The 16,023-nt window shown below is 63.9% G+C and carries 17 protein-coding genes and 1 tRNA gene; all 18 read right to left on the reverse strand.

Annotation, left to right across the window (positions count from 1 at the left end; genetic code table 11):
- Positions 1-153: 153 nt before the first annotated feature.
- The 18 genes from H6A16_RS07540 to H6A16_RS07625 all read right to left on the reverse strand — a co-directional run bounded on the left by H6A16_RS07540 (position 154) and on the right by H6A16_RS07625 (position 15,959).
- The gene (locus H6A16_RS07540; RefSeq protein WP_204617767.1) at positions 154-1,311 is read right to left on the reverse strand and encodes an SIS domain-containing protein; all 1,158 of its coding nucleotides are present in this window, start codon (positions 1,309-1,311) and stop codon (positions 154-156) included.
- 153 nt (positions 1,312-1,464) lie between these two features.
- A complete protein-coding gene (locus H6A16_RS07545) occupies positions 1,465-2,199 on the reverse strand; it encodes a GntR family transcriptional regulator (protein WP_204617769.1) in 735 nt (244 codons plus the stop codon).
- A 208-nt stretch (positions 2,200-2,407) separates the two neighbouring features.
- Positions 2,408-3,481 carry a PTS system mannose/fructose/sorbose family transporter subunit IID gene (locus H6A16_RS07550; RefSeq protein WP_204617772.1) on the reverse strand — a complete coding sequence of 358 codons (1,074 nt, stop codon included), beginning with the start codon at positions 3,479-3,481 and terminating at the stop codon, positions 2,408-2,410.
- The gene (locus H6A16_RS07555) at positions 3,471-4,268 is read right to left on the reverse strand and encodes a PTS mannose/fructose/sorbose/N-acetylgalactosamine transporter subunit IIC (RefSeq protein WP_204617774.1); all 798 of its coding nucleotides are present in this window, start codon (positions 4,266-4,268) and stop codon (positions 3,471-3,473) included. Before H6A16_RS07555 ends, H6A16_RS07550 begins: the two co-directional genes overlap by 11 nt.
- 87 nt (positions 4,269-4,355) lie before the next feature.
- Complete coding sequence (gene agaV / locus H6A16_RS07560) at positions 4,356-4,838, reverse strand: PTS N-acetylgalactosamine transporter subunit IIB (protein WP_204617776.1); 483 nt, start codon at positions 4,836-4,838, stop codon at positions 4,356-4,358.
- Positions 4,839-4,940: 102 nt separating this feature from the next.
- The gene (yajC, locus tag H6A16_RS07565) at positions 4,941-5,225 is read right to left on the reverse strand and encodes a preprotein translocase subunit YajC (RefSeq protein ID WP_204617779.1); all 285 of its coding nucleotides are present in this window, start codon (positions 5,223-5,225) and stop codon (positions 4,941-4,943) included.
- Entirely contained in the window at positions 5,225-5,662 is a 438-nt protein-coding gene (locus H6A16_RS07570) for a PTS sugar transporter subunit IIA (RefSeq protein WP_204617781.1), read from the reverse strand. Before H6A16_RS07570 ends, yajC begins: the two co-directional genes overlap by 1 nt.
- An 854-nt stretch (positions 5,663-6,516) precedes the next feature.
- Positions 6,517-6,592 (reverse strand) — tRNA-Thr (locus H6A16_RS07575).
- A gap of 91 nt (positions 6,593-6,683) precedes the next feature.
- Positions 6,684-7,157, reverse strand: a complete 474-nt coding sequence (locus H6A16_RS07580; RefSeq protein WP_204617783.1) for a YhcH/YjgK/YiaL family protein — start codon at positions 7,155-7,157, stop codon at positions 6,684-6,686.
- 51 nt (positions 7,158-7,208) lie between these two features.
- Positions 7,209-8,450 carry a purine-nucleoside phosphorylase gene (locus H6A16_RS07585; RefSeq protein ID WP_239458276.1) on the reverse strand — a complete coding sequence of 414 codons (1,242 nt, stop codon included), beginning with the start codon at positions 8,448-8,450 and terminating at the stop codon, positions 7,209-7,211.
- The gene (locus tag H6A16_RS07590) at positions 8,450-9,589 is read right to left on the reverse strand and encodes a hypothetical protein (protein WP_204617785.1); all 1,140 of its coding nucleotides are present in this window, start codon (positions 9,587-9,589) and stop codon (positions 8,450-8,452) included. Before H6A16_RS07590 ends, H6A16_RS07585 begins: the two co-directional genes overlap by 1 nt.
- A 41-nt stretch (positions 9,590-9,630) precedes the next feature.
- Entirely contained in the window at positions 9,631-10,329 is a 699-nt protein-coding gene (locus H6A16_RS07595) for a hypothetical protein (protein WP_204617787.1), read from the reverse strand.
- Positions 10,330-10,345: 16 nt separating this feature from the next.
- The gene (locus H6A16_RS07600; RefSeq protein ID WP_204617789.1) at positions 10,346-10,765 is read right to left on the reverse strand and encodes a hypothetical protein; all 420 of its coding nucleotides are present in this window, start codon (positions 10,763-10,765) and stop codon (positions 10,346-10,348) included.
- A 3-nt stretch (positions 10,766-10,768) separates the two neighbouring features.
- A complete protein-coding gene (locus tag H6A16_RS07605; protein ID WP_204617792.1) occupies positions 10,769-11,851 on the reverse strand; it encodes an NAD(P)-dependent oxidoreductase in 1,083 nt (360 codons plus the stop codon).
- A 76-nt stretch (positions 11,852-11,927) separates the two neighbouring features.
- A complete protein-coding gene (locus H6A16_RS07610) occupies positions 11,928-12,890 on the reverse strand; it encodes a DegV family protein (RefSeq protein ID WP_204617794.1) in 963 nt (320 codons plus the stop codon).
- An 86-nt stretch (positions 12,891-12,976) separates the two neighbouring features.
- Positions 12,977-13,561, reverse strand: coding sequence for a ribosome hibernation-promoting factor, HPF/YfiA family (hpf, locus tag H6A16_RS07615; protein ID WP_204617797.1), 585 nt, complete (start codon positions 13,559-13,561; stop codon positions 12,977-12,979).
- A gap of 211 nt (positions 13,562-13,772) precedes the next feature.
- Positions 13,773-14,792, reverse strand: coding sequence for a substrate-binding periplasmic protein (locus H6A16_RS07620; RefSeq protein ID WP_239458277.1), 1,020 nt, complete (start codon positions 14,790-14,792; stop codon positions 13,773-13,775).
- 363 nt (positions 14,793-15,155) lie between these two features.
- Positions 15,156-15,959 (reverse strand): ComF family protein, encoded by an 804-nt coding sequence (locus tag H6A16_RS07625; protein ID WP_204617799.1) that lies wholly within the window; start codon positions 15,957-15,959, stop codon positions 15,156-15,158.
- Positions 15,960-16,023: the final 64 nt, after the last annotated feature.

Below are 16,023 nucleotides of genomic sequence, written 5' to 3' on the forward strand. Positions count from 1 at the left end.
GTATCGAGATCGCCTCGCATCTCGCCCGCTCCATACAGGTTGCGCCCGCCCGCCACATACGGCGAAGCGGGCGCTTGCATAGGTTCCGGTGCCGTCGCACCGAATCAGGGCGTCCTTCGGACCGACGGTCCTACAGACGCCCCGCAATAACGTTTAGGCCCAGGGATGGATGGTGACGCCCTTGACCACGCGGTTGACCGTGCCGCTGGGGCTCGGCGTATCGGGCGTGTTGCCCACGCGCACGGAGTTGAGCAGACTCACGGTCTGACCGACCATGATGAAGGGAAGCGCCAGATAGCCCTCGGGCAGCGCCTCGTAGCCCTCGAAGGTAAAGGAGGTGTGGCCGAAGGCGGTCTCGCCCGCCTGCTGGACGGCGATGGTTTTCATGGCGATGCCGTCACCGTTGATCTCCTCGAGGATGTCGAGGTCGTACTGGCGGGTGTAGGCGTCGTTGTTCACGAAGACGAAGACGAGGGTCTTGTCGTCAACGAAGGACTTCGGTCCGTGGCGATAGCCCATCGAGGTATCCCACGAGGTGGCCACGAGGCCGTGCGCAAGCTCGAGGATCTTGAGCTGGGCCTCCTGGGCGAGGCCGCCGAAGGAGCCGGAACCCAGATAGGTCACGCGGTTGAAGTCGCACGCCAGGAAGTCGGCGATCTCGGCCTCGCGGGCGACGACCTCCTCGCCCATCTTGGCCGCGGCCTCGACCCAAGTGGCCTTCTGGTCCTCGGGCGAGCAGTCGAACAGCAGCATGGAGATGAGCGACATGCAGGAGTAGCTGCCGGTCATCGCGAAGCCCTGGTCGTTGGCGCGCGGGATGAGGATGGTGTAGGCGTTCGGGTCGTCAGCGGACTCGACAGCGAGCTTGCCCTCGGGGGCGCAGGTGATGTTCAGGAACTTGATGTTCTTCACGACCTTGCGGGCGACGTCCACGGCAGCCAGGCTCTCGGGGCTGTTGCCGGAGCGGGCGAAGGACACGAGCACGGTCGGGTCCTCGGGGCGCAGAAAGTCGAGCGGCGCGGACACGATATCGGTCGTGGCGATGGGCTTGAAGTCAAACGCATCGGTGTCGCCGGCATGACGCAGATAGGGCGCCACGGTATCGCCGACGTAGTCGGAGGTGCCTGCGCCGGCGAAGACGACGCTCACGCGGCCGAGCTCCTTGAGGTCGGCGAGGAAGGCCTCGACGGCCTCCTTGTTCTCCTTGTAGATATTGAACGCATCGCGCCACAGGTCGGGCTGCTGCTTGATCTCTGCGGTGGTGATGTGGGCTCCGAGGGACTTGAGTTCCTCTAGATCCTTCTCGAACATGTTTGCTCCTTTGCTGTCCGTTGGGCCCGAGTCCCGTATCCCGGGCAATGCGGTATGCGGGACGGACCCGAGCGTCCCCGTACGTATCGGCATGGCCGGCTGGCATCCGCCGTCCGGCATGCGATCGGGCCTGTTCCGCATATCGGCGCTGCTCTATCCTTCCGCTCGATAGTGGTAGATCTTGTACTTGAACTGGTCGGCGCGAGCCACCGACAGCGTGTACTCGATGATCTCGTTGCCCATGTCGTAGGTCGTTCTCACCAGATCGAGCACCGGGGCGCCTTCTCCGATGCCCAGCAGATGGGCGTCGGCGGGACGTGCGATGCTCGCGAAGAACTCCTCCTCCGCCACGCGGATCTTCTCGTGGAAGTCGACCTCGATCACGTGGTAGAGCGATGCGTTCTCGAGCTGAGGACGTTTGAGCGACATGAACTTACGCACAGGCAGATACGTGCGCTCGACCATCATCGGCATGCCGTCGGCAATCCTCAGGCGCTTGATCTTGAAGAGCTTGTCGCCGATGCGGGCCCGGAGGTTCTCCGCCAGGTTCTTATCGGCCTCGATCTCGGCAAACTCCAAGATGGTCGTCATGGGCTCGCGGCCCATCTCGCGCATCTGCTCGGTGAAGCTGTACGTCTGGGAAAGGTTCGTGGTCTGCACCGAGCGGTCGGCGACGAACGTTCCGCGGCCATGCTGGCGGACCACGAGACCCAAGCGCTCGAGCTCCTGTAGCGCCAGACGCACCGTCGTGCGCGACAGACCGTAGTGCTTGGAGAGGTCGCGCTCGGAGGGCATCAGGTCGCCCGGGCGATATTCATGCTCGATCTTCTCGGTCAGAATATCGACGAGCTGGTCGTACAGCGGCTGTTTGCGAGCCCCCATGGCCATATGAGCCACCCTCCTTCTCGTAGACGTGCGGGTGCAACAACCGGGAAAGATTCTGCGTGAGTCGCAGGGCAAAATCTACCCCGGCTATTTCACCTCAGCGATGAAGAAAAAGGCCGCGTCCCGAAACGAGTACGGGGCGCGGCCTAGCAATCAGGCGAGGTTGGTTGGGGCGCACGACCGCGCGGTGCGCGCCCCTAGAAAACCTTGCTTACCCCCAGAGGTTGATCATGGGGAGGGCGCCCACGATGCCGATGATGAGCAGCAGGACGATGCCCTTGATCGGCGTGAAGTTGTGCTTCGCGAACAGGAAGTAAAGCAGAAGCACGAGCGCCAGCGGGACGAGCTTGGGCAGCACGGAGTCGAGCGTGGAGGCCACGGAGTAGGAAACCGGAGTCTCGGTGACCTCAGCGTAGGTCACGGAGCTCATGCCGTTGCCAAGATCGGTGATGCCGGTCTCGACGGCGTTGCCGTCAGCGTCAGCGGCGGAAAGCGCGTTGCCGTCCATGTCGGAAATGGCAAGCGTACCGGCCTCAGCGGTGTCGGTGTCGACGGCGAGGTCAGCGAAGTTCTCCGCATCCTCGTTGGAGACGACGACGGTGTGGGCGACCAGGCCACGGGTGGTGCCGTTGGGGATCGTGAGGTTGATCTGGGTGGCACCCATGGTGACGGTCAGGCAGCCGACGACGAAGACGCCGAGGATGGAAGCGGCGCGGGTGAAGGCCTGCATGTTGGCGGTCAGCGCGTCGATGGCGCCGGTGCCGACACGGTAGGACCAGTTCATCAGGCCGAAGCGGCACGCAGCCTGAGCGATGTTGAAGATCACCAGGAAGATGATCGGTGCCGCGATGTTGCCGGCGATGGCCATGTTCGAGGTGATGCCGGCCGTGATGGGCACGAGCGTCAGCCAGAACAGAGCGTCGCCGATGCCGCCCAGCGGCGAGGCCGCGGAAATGCGGACGGCGCGGATGGTCTGGGTATCAACCTTGTTCTGCTCGAGGGAGAGAACGATACCCATAACGAACGTAACCAGGAAGGGGTGCGTGTTGATGAAGTCCAGGTTGTGGTACATCGACGCAGCAAGGTCCTTCTTGTTGGTGTGGACCTTCTCCAGGCCCGGGATCATGGCAAAGAGCCAGCCGCCGGACTGCATGGTCTCGTAGTTGAACGAGGACTGGAGCCAGTAGGAGCGCAGGGCCATGCGATTCAGAGTCTTCTGGTCGACCTGCGGAGCAGGGGTCAGATCCTCATAGCGCTCGGGGACAACGAACTCATTAGATGCCATCGGTGAAGTCACCTCCGTCAGCAACAGCGCCCTTCAGCTCGGTCTGCTGCTGGAAGTCCCAGAAGGCGATGCCGAAGCCGATAAGGGTGAGGATGAGCAGCGCGGGGCCGGCGATGGCCTCGATGTTGCTCGCGATCAGGGCAAGGCCGAAGCCCATGAAGAAGAAGCCCCACATATCGCGGTTCATCATGATCTTGAGCAGGATGGCGAAGCCGACGAACTTCATCATGTTGCCAGCCTGGGACAGACCGGTGTTCAGCCAATCAGGAATGGCGTCGACGATCTGCTGACCAACGGCCAGACCACCGATGAAGAACAGGGTCACGATGACGGCGAAGATCAGGCCGAGAATGCACTCGGAGACGATCGTCCACTTCGTGACGGCCTTGGTGTCGGCCTTCTCGGCAGCAGCGCGGAAGAACTCAAGCAGCGGAGCACGGAGCGTGAAGAACAGGGTCACGCCGTACTGGCCGAGGAGCGCGAACGGGATCGCGGTGGCAACGGCCATGTCCGGATCCATGTCGAGCGTGCAAGCGAAGATAGCAGCCATGATGCCGCCGATGACCGCGTTGGGCGGCTGGGCACCTCCGATCGGCATGTTACCGATGGTCATGAGCTGGTAGGTACCGCCAACGACGAGACCAGTGTTGATGTCGCCGAGGATGGCGCCGATGATGGCACCGGTGACGATAGGCTGGTACAGCGACTCAAGGAAGTCGAACTGGTCGATAGCCGCAACAAAGGTGACCAAGAAGACCAACGCGATCTGAACAGCATTAACGTCCATCTATGCTCCTCCTTTCAAAATGTTCTCATTACGAACGGTTTCGTACACGCGCACGGCCACATGCAACCGTACGCAGAGGATGAGCTCTTAGGCAAAGAGCTTGTTGACATCCTCAACCGGCGTGCTCGGAACACGCCTGATCTCCAGTTCCACCCCCAAATCCTGAAGCTCCTTGAAAGCGGCGACGTCGGCGTCGTCAACGGCGACCGTCGTTGCAACCTGCCGCTTCCCCTCCGACATGTGCATGTTGCCGATGTTGACCTTCTTTATAGGCACTCCACCCTTGACGAGCGTCAGCACGTCCTGCGGAGTCTCGGCCACGATGAAGATCTTCTGCTTGGGCGACGCCTTCGAGATGATGTCGATGGTGTGCTGCAGAGAGAAGAAACGGGTGGCGACGCCGGCCGGGGCCGCCATCTTCATGAGGTTCTGACGCATGGAGTTGTTCGAAACCTCGTCGTTGGCAACGAGGATCAGGTTGGCGCCCAGCGTGGAGTTCCACTGCGTGGCGACCTGACCATGGATCAGACGGTTATCGATACGGGTAAGGAGAATGTTGGGCTCTGCCATGTTCGTACGCATCCTTTCTCTGCTGGCGTATCTGCCTTTACGTACACGTACAACGTTTCTCACACGGGCGCGGACGCCCAAGAAAAACCTGAGTGGGTTCGGCTACTTCTCGATCTCCTGGATCGCGTAGCGCGAGACGTCCAGAACGGCACCGGAACGGACCTTCACCTCGACGACATCGCCGTTGATGCTCTTCACCGTGCCGAAGATGCCGCCTCCGAACATCACCTTCTGACCGGGGGCGAGTTCGGTGTGGACCTCCTTGAAGTACTCGCGCTTCTTCTTGAGGCCGATCTGGGTCCAGATGATGTACACCACACCCATGATGGCCAGAAGGATCAGAAGCGCCACCGAGGAGGCGAGGACGTCCTGGAGAAAGCCGTCCATTAAATGCCGTCCTCGTCGTCAAGCTCGTCGTCGGCAACCGTGGGCTCGAGCCTGCGATGGACGATGCCGGTCTGGCCGACGGTCACGGCCTGGTCGGCGAGCTCGGCAAGGGTGGAGCCGGCGCCGCGGGTGAGCAGCAGCTCGATGAGCATGGGCAGGTTGGCGCCCGTGACGACCTCGACGTCGGAGATGTCCTGGGAGATCATCATGGCCTGGTTGAAGGGCGTGCCGCCCAACAGGTCCACGAACACCAGGACGCCGTCGGTCTCGGCGCGCATAGCGGTGATGGCAGCACGAAGGTCATCGCCGTAGCTGGCAGCCTGGGAACCCTCGAACGGGACGATCTGGAACGCCGGCTGATCGCCCGCGACCATGTCGATCGCGCTCGCGATGCCGTTCGAGAACTGACCGTGACCCGTCAGGATGAATCCGATCATGCTAACCACCTTTCTCGGGAGCGACTCCCCATCGCCCCATCTGCCAAAACTGGTAGTAACCACATAACGTGTGGCTATATTCTAGCAGGGCCGCAAGTGTTCTCTGTGTGTTTTTGCGCGAGCGGTCTGTTTTGCCGTTCGCGGGGTAATTTGTACCGCTTATCTTTTTATGACCGCTTTGACCAGCTTTTTTGAGTTAATGCGCGTGAACACCCTCAGATTGCATCGCCGCATAAGATGCGACTTTGTGCACTTCACGTGAACTAAATGTCCATTCACATCTTTTACAACTTTGTGATGAACGATGCACTGGTATGAAATCGTTTGCGAATTTGCATGACAGTTAGGACGGGGCCCAGTGTCATGCTTTTGCATGACACTGGGCCCCGTCCTAACTGTCATGCTCATTTGCCGGTGCACTTTCGGTCAAACTGATTCGTTGCCGGTGCACTTCTGACCAGTTTAGATTTTGCCGGTGCACCTGGGGTACATGATTTGGCCCCAAACATGTACCCCAGGTGCACCGGCAATCTTAAAACTGGTCAGAAGTGCACCGGCAAACCCGGAAGCTCGCGCGTTCGCCCAGCTCCGCGCCGCCAACGCGGTTCGAATCCGCCGCCTCCCACGGTAACGAAAAGGGCCCCTTCGCAGGGACCCTTCTGAATTCGATGGAGCCAACGAGCGGGTTCCCCGTGCCTTCGGCACGGGCCGGCTGCGGGCGCCTTCAGCGCCCTTGCCCGCTTCGCTGCGGACGCTCACGCGTTCGCCCAGCTCCGCGCCGCCAATGCGGTTCGAATCCGCCGTCTCTCCCCTAAACGAAAAGGGCCCCTTCGCAGGGACCCTCTCAAATTCGATGGAGCCAACGAGCGGATTCGAACCGCTGACCCACGCATTACGAGTGCGTTGCTCTACCAGCTGAGCCACGTTGGCTTGTCAATCGGTCGGGCGCGTACGTCCGACGATTGGTTATAGTACGGCCAAATGGCCGCGAGCGCAAGGGGCCAATGGGCAATCGATAAATCTACTCATCCCAGAACTGGTCGGCCAAGATCTTGAAGCAGATCTTCTTGATCTCGCTGGCGCCGTCATCCCCGTACTGCAGGGTGGGCATATGGGGCTCCCCCACCATGAAGATGGCGAACTTCCCGTCGGCAAGGTCGCCATCGATGCATGCGGGCGTATCCAGCAGCTCGAAGTCGCCCGCCTCGTCGTAGGGCTCGACGATCGTGCGCTCACCGAGCGCGACCTTGAAGGCCTCGCGGCCGCGCACATCGATCTGAAGATCGTGATAGCGACGGTGGCACTCGTGGCGAGCACCCTCCACCGGGCGCGTCGTCGGCTCCATCACGTTGGCGAACACCTTCTCGCCGCAGATAGCATGGCTGCCCACGGCAAGCTCCGCCGGGTCGTTCTCGGCAAGCCAGTCGATCAGGATGTCGAGTCCGCGCGACATCCCGCGATAAAGATGGAGGTCATCCAAGGAACCGTAGATCATCAAGAGCCCTTTCGAACGGTTGCAAATCCTGTCAGCGAAACGGCGGGAGGATCACTTGCCGCCGAGGTTTCGCAGGACGCCCATGATAACACTGCATGCGGCCTCTCCGGTGTCGTCGGCCATGGCAAGCACCTCGCCGTGGGCGTTGCCCGACAGGCCCGCCTTATTGGTCACGATCGTGAGACCCAGCATCTCCATGCCGAGCGCATGGGCGGTGATAGCCTCGCACACCGTCGACATGCCGACATAATCAGCGCCGAGGATCTTCAGGGCGCGCACTTCCGCTGCCGTCTCGTACGTCGGCCCCAGCAGGCCAGCGTACACGCCCTCGACAAGCTTGACGCCCGCATCGGCAGCGGCAGCACGGGCGAACTCGGCCAGGTAGCTCGAGTAGGCATCCGCCATCGCGATGAACGGGCTATCGATCTCCGCCGCGGCCACGCACTCGGCACTTGCCAGCGGGTTGACCCCTGTCAGGTTCAGCTGGTCGGTGATGAGACCGACCGTGCCGGGCTCGATATCGCCCACCGCGCCCGAGGCGCAGGTGAGCACGATGTCGCGGCAGCCGAGCCGATGCGCATGGCGCACGAGCGAAGTCACCTCGAGGGCGGAATAGCCCTGATACAGATGGACGCGACCGGGATACACAACCACCGGAACGCCCTCAAGGGAGCCGACGATCACCTCGAAACGATGGCCCTCGACCGGGATGGCCTCCGCGGGGAACCCCTCGATATCCTCGTACGGAATCCTGCGCACGGGGCGGACCTTATCGGCCAGCGCTCCCAGACCGCTTCCCAAAACGATTGCCACGGGATGCTCGAAACTCGGCTCGCAGAACCGGACCAGCTTCTCATCAACCACGGTGAATCCCTCCCGTTTCAGCAGCTCGGCCGTAACTCCATCGCGGCGCGTCAGCGCGCCGGAAAACGTCCCGTCGTACACGCTGCCGATCCCGCACGACGGGCTTCTCGATTTCAGGATAGCAAGGTACGCCCCGATGGCGCGCGCCGTATCGAGCGTGCGGAGGGCACCCGTCCGGTATGCGGCAGTCACGTCGGCCCCCTCGATGGTGATAACGCGGTCTCCCCATCGCTCGGCAGGGGGCCGCGGGCAGGCAAGGCCCCCATCCATCTCGGGGCAGACGGGGGCGACCGTCCATCCGCATGACGACAACCGGTCGGCCAGGCGCGCGCATGCGAGCTCCAAAACGGGCTTGGAGCCCCCGTCGTAGCGACAGGAGGCTCCAAGCAGGCATGAGCTTATGACGATGGCGTGTGTCGACGCGCCCATTAGACGTACAGGCCGAACAGCTGGATGTCGGCGTTGGCGTACAGGCCGTCCTGGAAGTCAGACCAAGCGGTCGTGGCCTCGCTGCTCTTTTCCGCATACTCCTGGTACGCGGCGTAGTACGCGCTCAGGGCCTCTTCGTAGCTCGCGGACTCGGCGGTAAAATCGGTGCCGGACAGCGCCGAGTAGTAGGTGCCATCCTCGGTGGCCCAGGTGCCGGCCTCGGCATCCCACTCGTCACCGAGGAGGCCGATGATGTAGTCGGCGTACTCCTTGGAGCGCGTGGAGCTGTCGCCGTTCTCGGGTTCGGTGGGAGCCGTGGGAACGGTGGCCTCGGTCTCGGGGATGATCTGCGCGTAGAGCTTCTGGAGCGTCGCCTGCTGGCGGACGACCTCACGCGCCTGATCCTCGGTCAGGTTGTAGTTCTCGGCCATCTCGGCGTAATCGGAGGTGCCGATCGAGTTCTGGGCGAACTCGATCATCTCGTCCTCGGTCACGGTGATGCCACGGGCCTCCGCCTCGGCAAGCAGGATGTGGTTGCGCGCATAGGCGAGCGCGGAGTCGGCGGCAGGCGTGGGATAGGTGCCGTCATCCTGCACGACCGCCTCGAGGCTGTACTGCGCCTCGATGATCTCGCGCGCGGTGATGTCCGTCTTCTTGCCGTTATAGGTATAGGTGGCAACGACGGTATCGAGCTGGTCCTCGGTCAGCGAGGAGGACGCGGCGCCCTGGCCGCCCGCAGCGGGGCCACCCGAGCCGATCATGTAGCCGGCGATGGCGGCGATCACGACCGCAACGACCGCGATGGCGATGATGATGCCCGTCTTGGGACCCTTGGACTTGCCGTCGCCGTCGTTGCCGCCGTCGTGGAAGGCGGGCTTCTCGGGCTCGGCCTCCTTCGGCTTGGCGTGGGCGGGCGCCGGACGGTCGTCGGTGTCGTCGTCGAGCAGCTCCGGATCGGGCGTCAGCTCGTCCTCGGCAGGCTCGGGCGCGCCATCCTTCTCGGCGGCGAAGTCCTCGGCGCTCTTGCCCGCAACCAGGTCGTACGCGGTCTTCGGCAGATCGTCGGGGTTATCGGAACGCTCGATGACCTCGATGTCATCGAAGACGTCGTGCTCGTCTTTCTTCTGAATCAGACCCATGTGATTCTCTCCTTATCGTCGTGCAATGCGGCAGCGCGCGGCTACTCCTCGTCGTCTTCCATGTCGTCGCTCTTCACGGCAACGCGGGCGCGCTTCTGCGGATTGTCGAGCTTGAATCGCTTGACCAGCAGGTTGTAGATCTCTGCCGAACGCGCCTTGAGGTAGGAGCCCTTGCCGTTCTCGGCATCGAACTGCAGGCGGCCCGCCAGCTCGCCCGCGACACCGCCCTCGATCTTGCCCTCGGCAAACGAGAGCAGGCAGCCGAGCATGTCGCGGTACTCGAGGTCGCCGTGGTAGCACTGGATGGCCTCATCCAGAATCGGCCACACCTTCTTGGAGCGGCCGCGCTCCGTGGCGCCCCATGCGCACAGCAAGCGGAAGGCCGACAGGCGCAGCGTTGCGGAAAGGTCGTCGAACAGGGCGGCCTCGGCGCCGTCGTATGCCGCGCCGACCTCGCGCGCATGATCGGGAACGAGCAGCGTCAGCGCGTCGAGAATCTCCCAACGCGTCTGCGCCTCGGGACGGTACAGCGCATCGATCAGATCGGGGATGTACTGCTCGAGCAGCGCCGGCTCGCGCTGAGCCAGCAGATGAACCACGCGCGCGGCCAGCTGGCGCTTGAGCCTGCTGTGACCGGAAAGGTCGTCGACGAGCGCCGCCAGGGCGTTGCGGTCGTGCTCGACGCCTGCAAGGCGCTCCGCCTCCTCGGCTGTCAGCTCCTGCGGTTGTTCCTCAGCCATAAATAACCTCGCATCCTTAGCGTTTCGTATCGGTATCGCGGCGGTTGTCCGCCACAGAGATCAGGTCAGGCGCCTTGCCGCCCTCGCGCCGACGGCGACGGCGCTCCTCGCCGGTGCCCTTCTCGGCCGTCTCCATATGGGAGCGGTTGACCTTGAAGGTGCGGTCCACGGCGCGCCACGGGCCGACGGATTCGCCGAACGCCATCTTGAGACCGGCGATGCACCCGGCGAGCAGGCCGACGATCGCGCCGTACAGAAGCGGCAGGCCGGCGAAGATGAACGCCAGCAGCACCGCGACGATGATCGCGGCGGCGTTGAGCTTCCAGTAATCGGCGGTCGTCACGGCGCGCTCACCCAGGTTGTTACCCAGCGTGAAGCCGATGTACACGCCGAACAGCAACAGCAGCAGCGCGCAGATGAAGAAGGGTACCGTCATAGGCTACTCCCCGTGATGGTGCCCGCAACCGCAACCGTCGCCGTGCTCGTGGCCATGACCGCCGCAGCACTCGTGCTCGCCGTGCTCGTGGTCGTGTCCGCAGGTGCACTCGTGGTCGTGGCCGTGGTCATGGCCGCAGCCGCACTCGTCGCCCTCCTCATGGGCATGGGTGTACAGCGACCAATCGAGGCCGGCAGCCACCGCCTCGGCCTCCTCCTGGTACAGCAGGGTGATCGCCTGCGTGCCGAGGCTGCCGCCGCCGATGGCCTCCAGCATGTCGTAGAGCGTGAAGGCGGTGTCGGCGCCGGGAAGCGCGATCTCCTTGTCCTCTGCGACCTGCAGCGCAAGGCCGATATCCTTCAGGAAGTGCTTGACCATGAAGCCGGGCTTCCAATCGCCGTCGAGCGACTTGGGCGCCAGCTGGTCCATGGCGCCGGAGGTGCCGGTGCCACCGAGGATCATCTTGCGCGTGAGGTCGAGGTCGAGACCGGACTGCTGGGCAAACGAAAGGGCGTCCGCCATGCCGACCATCGAGGCCGCCAGCGAAACCTGGTTGGCGAGCTTGGCCGCCTGGCCCTTGCCCGCACCGCCGAAGCAGTAGATGTTCGACGAGAAGGTCTCGAGCACGGAGCGAACCGGGGCGATATCCGCCTCGGTAGCGCCGACGATCAGGGTGAGCGTGCCGTTGATGGCGCCCGTCTCGCCGCCCGTCACGGGGCAGTCGAAGGCGTGCTTGCCCATGGTCTCCGCAGCCTCGGAGATATCGCGGGCGAGGTTCGGCGCGCTCGTGGTCAAATCGATCAGGTGAGCGCCCTGCTTGGCAACGGTCAGAAGGCCGTCGCCCGCGAGGTACAGCTCCTCAACCTCGTCCGGGAAGCCGACCATCGTGAAGACGACATCGGCATCGCGCACGGCCTCGGCGGGGCTGTCGGCCCAGTGCGCACCGCGCGCCACGAGGGCATCGGCCTTGGCCTTCGTGCGGTTGTATACGGTCACGTCGTAGCCGGCATCAAGGATATGCCCGGCGATGGGGGCACCCATGATGCCCGTGCCGATAAACGCGATCTTCTGCTTGGTATCTGCCATGTGGCATAGCTCCAATCTGGGAGTGAGTGCTGACGGTTCAAAGCGGCTCCGCGAGCGAAGCGCGCTATCGGATACGCTAGGCGCTCGCCCCGCGCACCTTCTTGGCGATGCGGTCGGAAAGCGAGACCTTCTCGGCGCGGTTGCGGCCCCAGAAGATGAGCGCGACCATGCCGGGCCCCACGTGGGCACCGACCGTCGGGCCGACCGAGCCGCGGATGATGGTCGCGTTGGCGCAGCCCTCCTCGCGGCGGACGGCTGCCTCGACCCAATCCGCATCCTTCTCCGCATCGGCCGACACGATGGTGATCGGCATGGCGGGGTCGAGGATGTAGTTCTCCTCGAACGACTTGATGAGCGACTTCAGGGCCTTCTTGCGGCCGCGGTTCACACCGATCAGCGTGAGCGAGCCGGCGAGGTCGAAGCTGAGCTCGGGCTTGATATCGAGCTTGGACGACAGCTGCGCGGCAGCAGGCGGAATGCGCCCGCCCGCGGCCAGCGCGTCGAGGTTCTCGAGCGTGAAGTACCCGTGCACGCAGGTCTTGGCCTCATCGGCCCACGCTGCGAGCTCGCGTGCCGTCAGGCCCGCCGCACGCTGGCGGACGGCCTCGAGGGCCAGCAGCTCGCCGCACGCGCAGGGCAGGGCGTTGTCGACCACGTACAGCTCGAAGTCGGGATACTGCGCCCGGACCTCTTCGGCTGCGGAGAGCGCGGAGTTGTAGCTGCTGGAGAGCGCCGAGGTGAAGCACAGGTACACCGTGGGCGTTCCCTCCTTGGCGCACTCGGTGAAGAACTCGAGGTAGCGGCCGAGCGAGACCGCCGAGGTCGATGCCTGGGCGCCATCGCGCAGCTTGTTGTAGAAATCGGCCGGCGTCATCGACGACCAGATGTCGTCCGTGTACTCCACGCCGTCGAGAATATAGGGGAACCCCAAGATGTCGACGTCGAGCGACGCCGCGATTTCGGGTGTCAGGTCAGCGCACGTATCGACGACGATCCTGACGCGCTGCGCATGGTTTGACCCTGTGGACATACCTGTCATCGAAATCCTTTCGCATCTCAGCAAGATGGCGGCCATCCCGCATGGGGATGGCCGCCATCCTAGACTCATGCATCTAGGGATGCATTTTACTCGTCGGGGTCCTCAATCTTAGGCTTGATGATGCCGTATCCACCATTCTTACGGTGATAGACCACATTGATGAGGCCCGTCGTGGCGTTTTCGAACACATAGAAGTCATGTCCGAGCAGATCCGTCTGGACGAGCGCCTGCTCCTCGGTCATCGGCGTGATGTCGATAACCTTCTCGCGGACGAGTTGGTCGTCCTCTTCGGCCGGGATCAGCAGGTCGGCCAGATCCTCGACCGGCTCGACGGGCGCCACATCGGCAGCCGACGGACCCTGCTGACGATTGTCGATGACCTTGGTCTTGAACTTGCGGAGCTGACGGGTCACCTTGTCGGACGCCTCATCGATGGCGGCGTACATATCGGCGCCGTGCTCCGCCACGCGGATGACCGATCCGCGGGCGCGGACCGTGACCTCGACGATCGCGGGATTGGGGTTGGAGGGGTTCTTCTCGTAACGAAGGACGACATCGACGGTCATGGGTTCGATATCGAAGACCTTGCAGGCCTCGCCGATCTTTTCCTCGACGCGCGCACGCAGAGCATCGGTAACTGTGGTTTTCCGCCCAGAAACCTTGATATCCATACGTGGCTCCTTATCTATCCGGGAATAGGACGCACTGTAGTTGTACCCACTAACCCGAAGGGGGTAAACGACAAAACGAACTCACCCGCTAGCGAAATGAAGTCGGCCGGATACCGAAGAGTGCTTTCCCGACGCGCCCGCATCGGGTATGGAGCCGGCCGCAAAGCCTCTGCGTGCGGAAATGGGGTCGCCGAGCGACGGCGTTTGCCACCTACCCGTTCAGCTCGTTGATGTCCACGTCGCTGTCGATCAGTGAACCCTCGGCGGCGGCGCGATCGCCGGCAAGCGCCGAATCGGGCAGCGTGATAGTCACGCCCGGCAGCGCCGCGTCGGACAGCACCAGGGGAAGCGATCCGTACCAGGCGGCGTGCGCGGCGCTCAGAGCACCGCTCGACGAGACCTCCTCGAGCGCAGCCGAAACGGCCTCGACCACAGCGGAGTTGGACGATGCCGCGGCGACGCCGTACACCGTGACGGCATCGAGCGTGCCCGAAAAGGTGACGCCCTCGTACGCGCGCGCCAGATAGGCGCCGGCGGTCGCATCGCAGGCCACGCAGTCGACCTCACCGGCGGCAAGCGCCTCGAAGCACTCGTTGACGTTGGAGTAGGTCCTCTGCTCGCCGACGATTCCCGCCTTGTTCAGGGCATCCTGCGCGGCCGAGGAACCCTGGACGCCCACGACCATGTCGGCAAGGGAGGACGCGGTGACCGTGGAGACGGCCTTGCCCGCGAACAGCGCAGGCGCGTCCTCGAGGCAATCGCCGAACACCGTCACGGCATCGGAGGAATCCGTCGACGAGGCGCCCACGTAGACATCTGCCGTGCCGTTCGCCAGCACGTCAGAGGGGCTCGCAGCATCGACAAAGGCGACGGACAGGCCCAGATTGCTCGCGAGGGCGCGCGCCACGTCGGTATCGTAGCCGGTAACGGTGCCATCGGAGGCCACCATACCCTGGGGCGCATCGGAGAAGTCGAGTGCAACCGTGAGGACGCCCTCCTGCACGAGCGCGGAGCCGTCGATCTTGGCAGAAACCTGCTCGCGCTCGACCTCGGAGCGGGCGGGGGTGAACAGGGAGCAGCCGCTCAAGCCGAGCGTCGCCGCCACCATCACCATGGCGATAAACCCGATACCCCACGTGCCACGTCCGCGCATGCCCATCGTCTCCATCCCGACCTCCGCGGCAGGTGCCGCGAAACCGACGCGGCGCACCGCGTCAGCACAATCTATCAAAGCGTTCCCCCAGCTGACCTGGTCTTTGACCCCACACCTGCGCACCGGGGCGTTTGCTCGAACCGCCGCAGCGGCCTCACGACTGACCCGCTCGCCCGCGGGGCGCCATTGCCCCAAAAAAGTAGAACGGACGGTGCGGCTTACCTCTAGGACGCGCCATGATCGCGCCGCGCGCACGCGGTCGCTTACGTGGATCCTTTCGGCCGCGTCTGCCTTGGACTAGGCGGGCCGGGAACCCTTTCGGGTGGCCCGCCGCAACCACAGCCTGGTGGGAACGAGGGGAATTATACCAGCTCGCTGGCATAAAACGGAATTTGACCCCCTTTTTTATCTGCAAGACTTCCTGCAACACCGCCGCGGGCGTCAGCGCAGCACGCGGGCGAGCGCAAGCACATCGACCTCCGCGACGCCGGCACAGTGCAGGGCTTTTGCCGCGGAGACGACCGTCGAGCCGGTCGTGATGACGTCATCTACAAGCAGCATGCGCAGCCCATCCACATCGACGACGACCTCGTAGGCATCGCGGGCCCGCTCCATGCGGCCCGCACGTCCCAGCCGGCGCTGGTCGGCGGCGCCGCGCTTGGCGAGCGCGTCGACCACGGGCATGCCCGCAGCCGTCGCCATCGACGAGACGATGGCCTCCATATGGTCGAAGCCCCGCCGGCGGTAGGCCGCCGCCGTCACCGGAACGAATGTCAGGGCATCGGCGGCGCTCAGCAGCCCGCCGTAGCGATCCGGCGCCGCAAGCTCCGCGTGCTCCGCCGTATCGAGAAGCATCTCAGCGAATACCCGCGCCAGCCGCTGCTCGCCGGCATCTTTGTAAGCTCGGACGATTCGCGGCAGCGGACCGGAAAACACCGCCATGGCGAGCACGCGGCGTATGGGCGAGCCATCGAAGATCCCCTCCCCTGCAGCCGGCGTGCACTCGGTGCAAACCAGCGAGCCATACGGCGCGCCGCAACGCGTGCACGCGAACGCAGGGTCGATCAACTCGAGCTCATCGAGGCACTGCGCGCAGATCAGCTCGCCAGGGCGCTCGCACCCCGCGCAGCGCGTGGGCGAAAGCGCCTCGAGCACGGCCTCGTGGACGAGGCGGAGCGTGCGCCCTGTGGCGGCGGCGGACTTCTCGCCATCCGACGGTCGTCCTACCGGATTCTTTCCAAACATAGCAAGACCCTCCCTCGCGTGCGCGAGAGAGGGTCGATGCATCAGTATAGCGCTCTTGCGCCGG

The sequence above is a fragment of the Collinsella tanakaei genome (genome assembly GCF_016900375.1).
Classification (GTDB): Bacteria; Actinomycetota; Coriobacteriia; order Coriobacteriales; family Coriobacteriaceae; genus Collinsella.

Excerpts from the sequence above, each read along its gene's own strand:
- H6A16_RS07540 (WP_204617767.1), bottom strand. The coding sequence starts at position 1,311 with ATGTTCGAGAAGGATCTAGAGGAACTCAAGTCCCTCGGAGCCCACATC.
- H6A16_RS07545 (WP_204617769.1), bottom strand. The coding sequence starts at position 2,199 with ATGGCCATGGGGGCTCGCAAACAGCCGCTGTACGACCAGCTCGTCGAT.
- H6A16_RS07550 (WP_204617772.1), bottom strand. The coding sequence starts at position 3,481 with ATGGCATCTAATGAGTTCGTTGTCCCCGAGCGCTATGAGGATCTGACC.
- H6A16_RS07555 (WP_204617774.1), bottom strand. The coding sequence starts at position 4,268 with ATGGACGTTAATGCTGTTCAGATCGCGTTGGTCTTCTTGGTCACCTTT.
- agaV (WP_204617776.1), bottom strand. The coding sequence starts at position 4,838 with ATGGCAGAGCCCAACATTCTCCTTACCCGTATCGATAACCGTCTGATC.
- yajC (WP_204617779.1), bottom strand. The coding sequence starts at position 5,225 with ATGGACGGCTTTCTCCAGGACGTCCTCGCCTCCTCGGTGGCGCTTCTG.
- H6A16_RS07570 (WP_204617781.1), bottom strand. The coding sequence starts at position 5,662 with ATGATCGGATTCATCCTGACGGGTCACGGTCAGTTCTCGAACGGCATC.
- H6A16_RS07580 (WP_204617783.1), bottom strand. The coding sequence starts at position 7,157 with ATGATCTACGGTTCCTTGGATGACCTCCATCTTTATCGCGGGATGTCG.
- H6A16_RS07585 (WP_239458276.1), bottom strand. The coding sequence starts at position 8,450 with ATGGGCGCGTCGACACACGCCATCGTCATAAGCTCATGCCTGCTTGGA.
- H6A16_RS07590 (WP_204617785.1), bottom strand. The coding sequence starts at position 9,589 with ATGGGTCTGATTCAGAAGAAAGACGAGCACGACGTCTTCGATGACATC.
- H6A16_RS07595 (WP_204617787.1), bottom strand. The coding sequence starts at position 10,329 with ATGGCTGAGGAACAACCGCAGGAGCTGACAGCCGAGGAGGCGGAGCGC.
- H6A16_RS07600 (WP_204617789.1), bottom strand. The coding sequence starts at position 10,765 with ATGACGGTACCCTTCTTCATCTGCGCGCTGCTGCTGTTGCTGTTCGGC.
- H6A16_RS07605 (WP_204617792.1), bottom strand. The coding sequence starts at position 11,851 with ATGGCAGATACCAAGCAGAAGATCGCGTTTATCGGCACGGGCATCATG.
- H6A16_RS07610 (WP_204617794.1), bottom strand. The coding sequence starts at position 12,890 with ATGACAGGTATGTCCACAGGGTCAAACCATGCGCAGCGCGTCAGGATC.
- hpf (WP_204617797.1), bottom strand. The coding sequence starts at position 13,561 with ATGGATATCAAGGTTTCTGGGCGGAAAACCACAGTTACCGATGCTCTG.
- H6A16_RS07625 (WP_204617799.1), bottom strand. The coding sequence starts at position 15,959 with ATGTTTGGAAAGAATCCGGTAGGACGACCGTCGGATGGCGAGAAGTCC.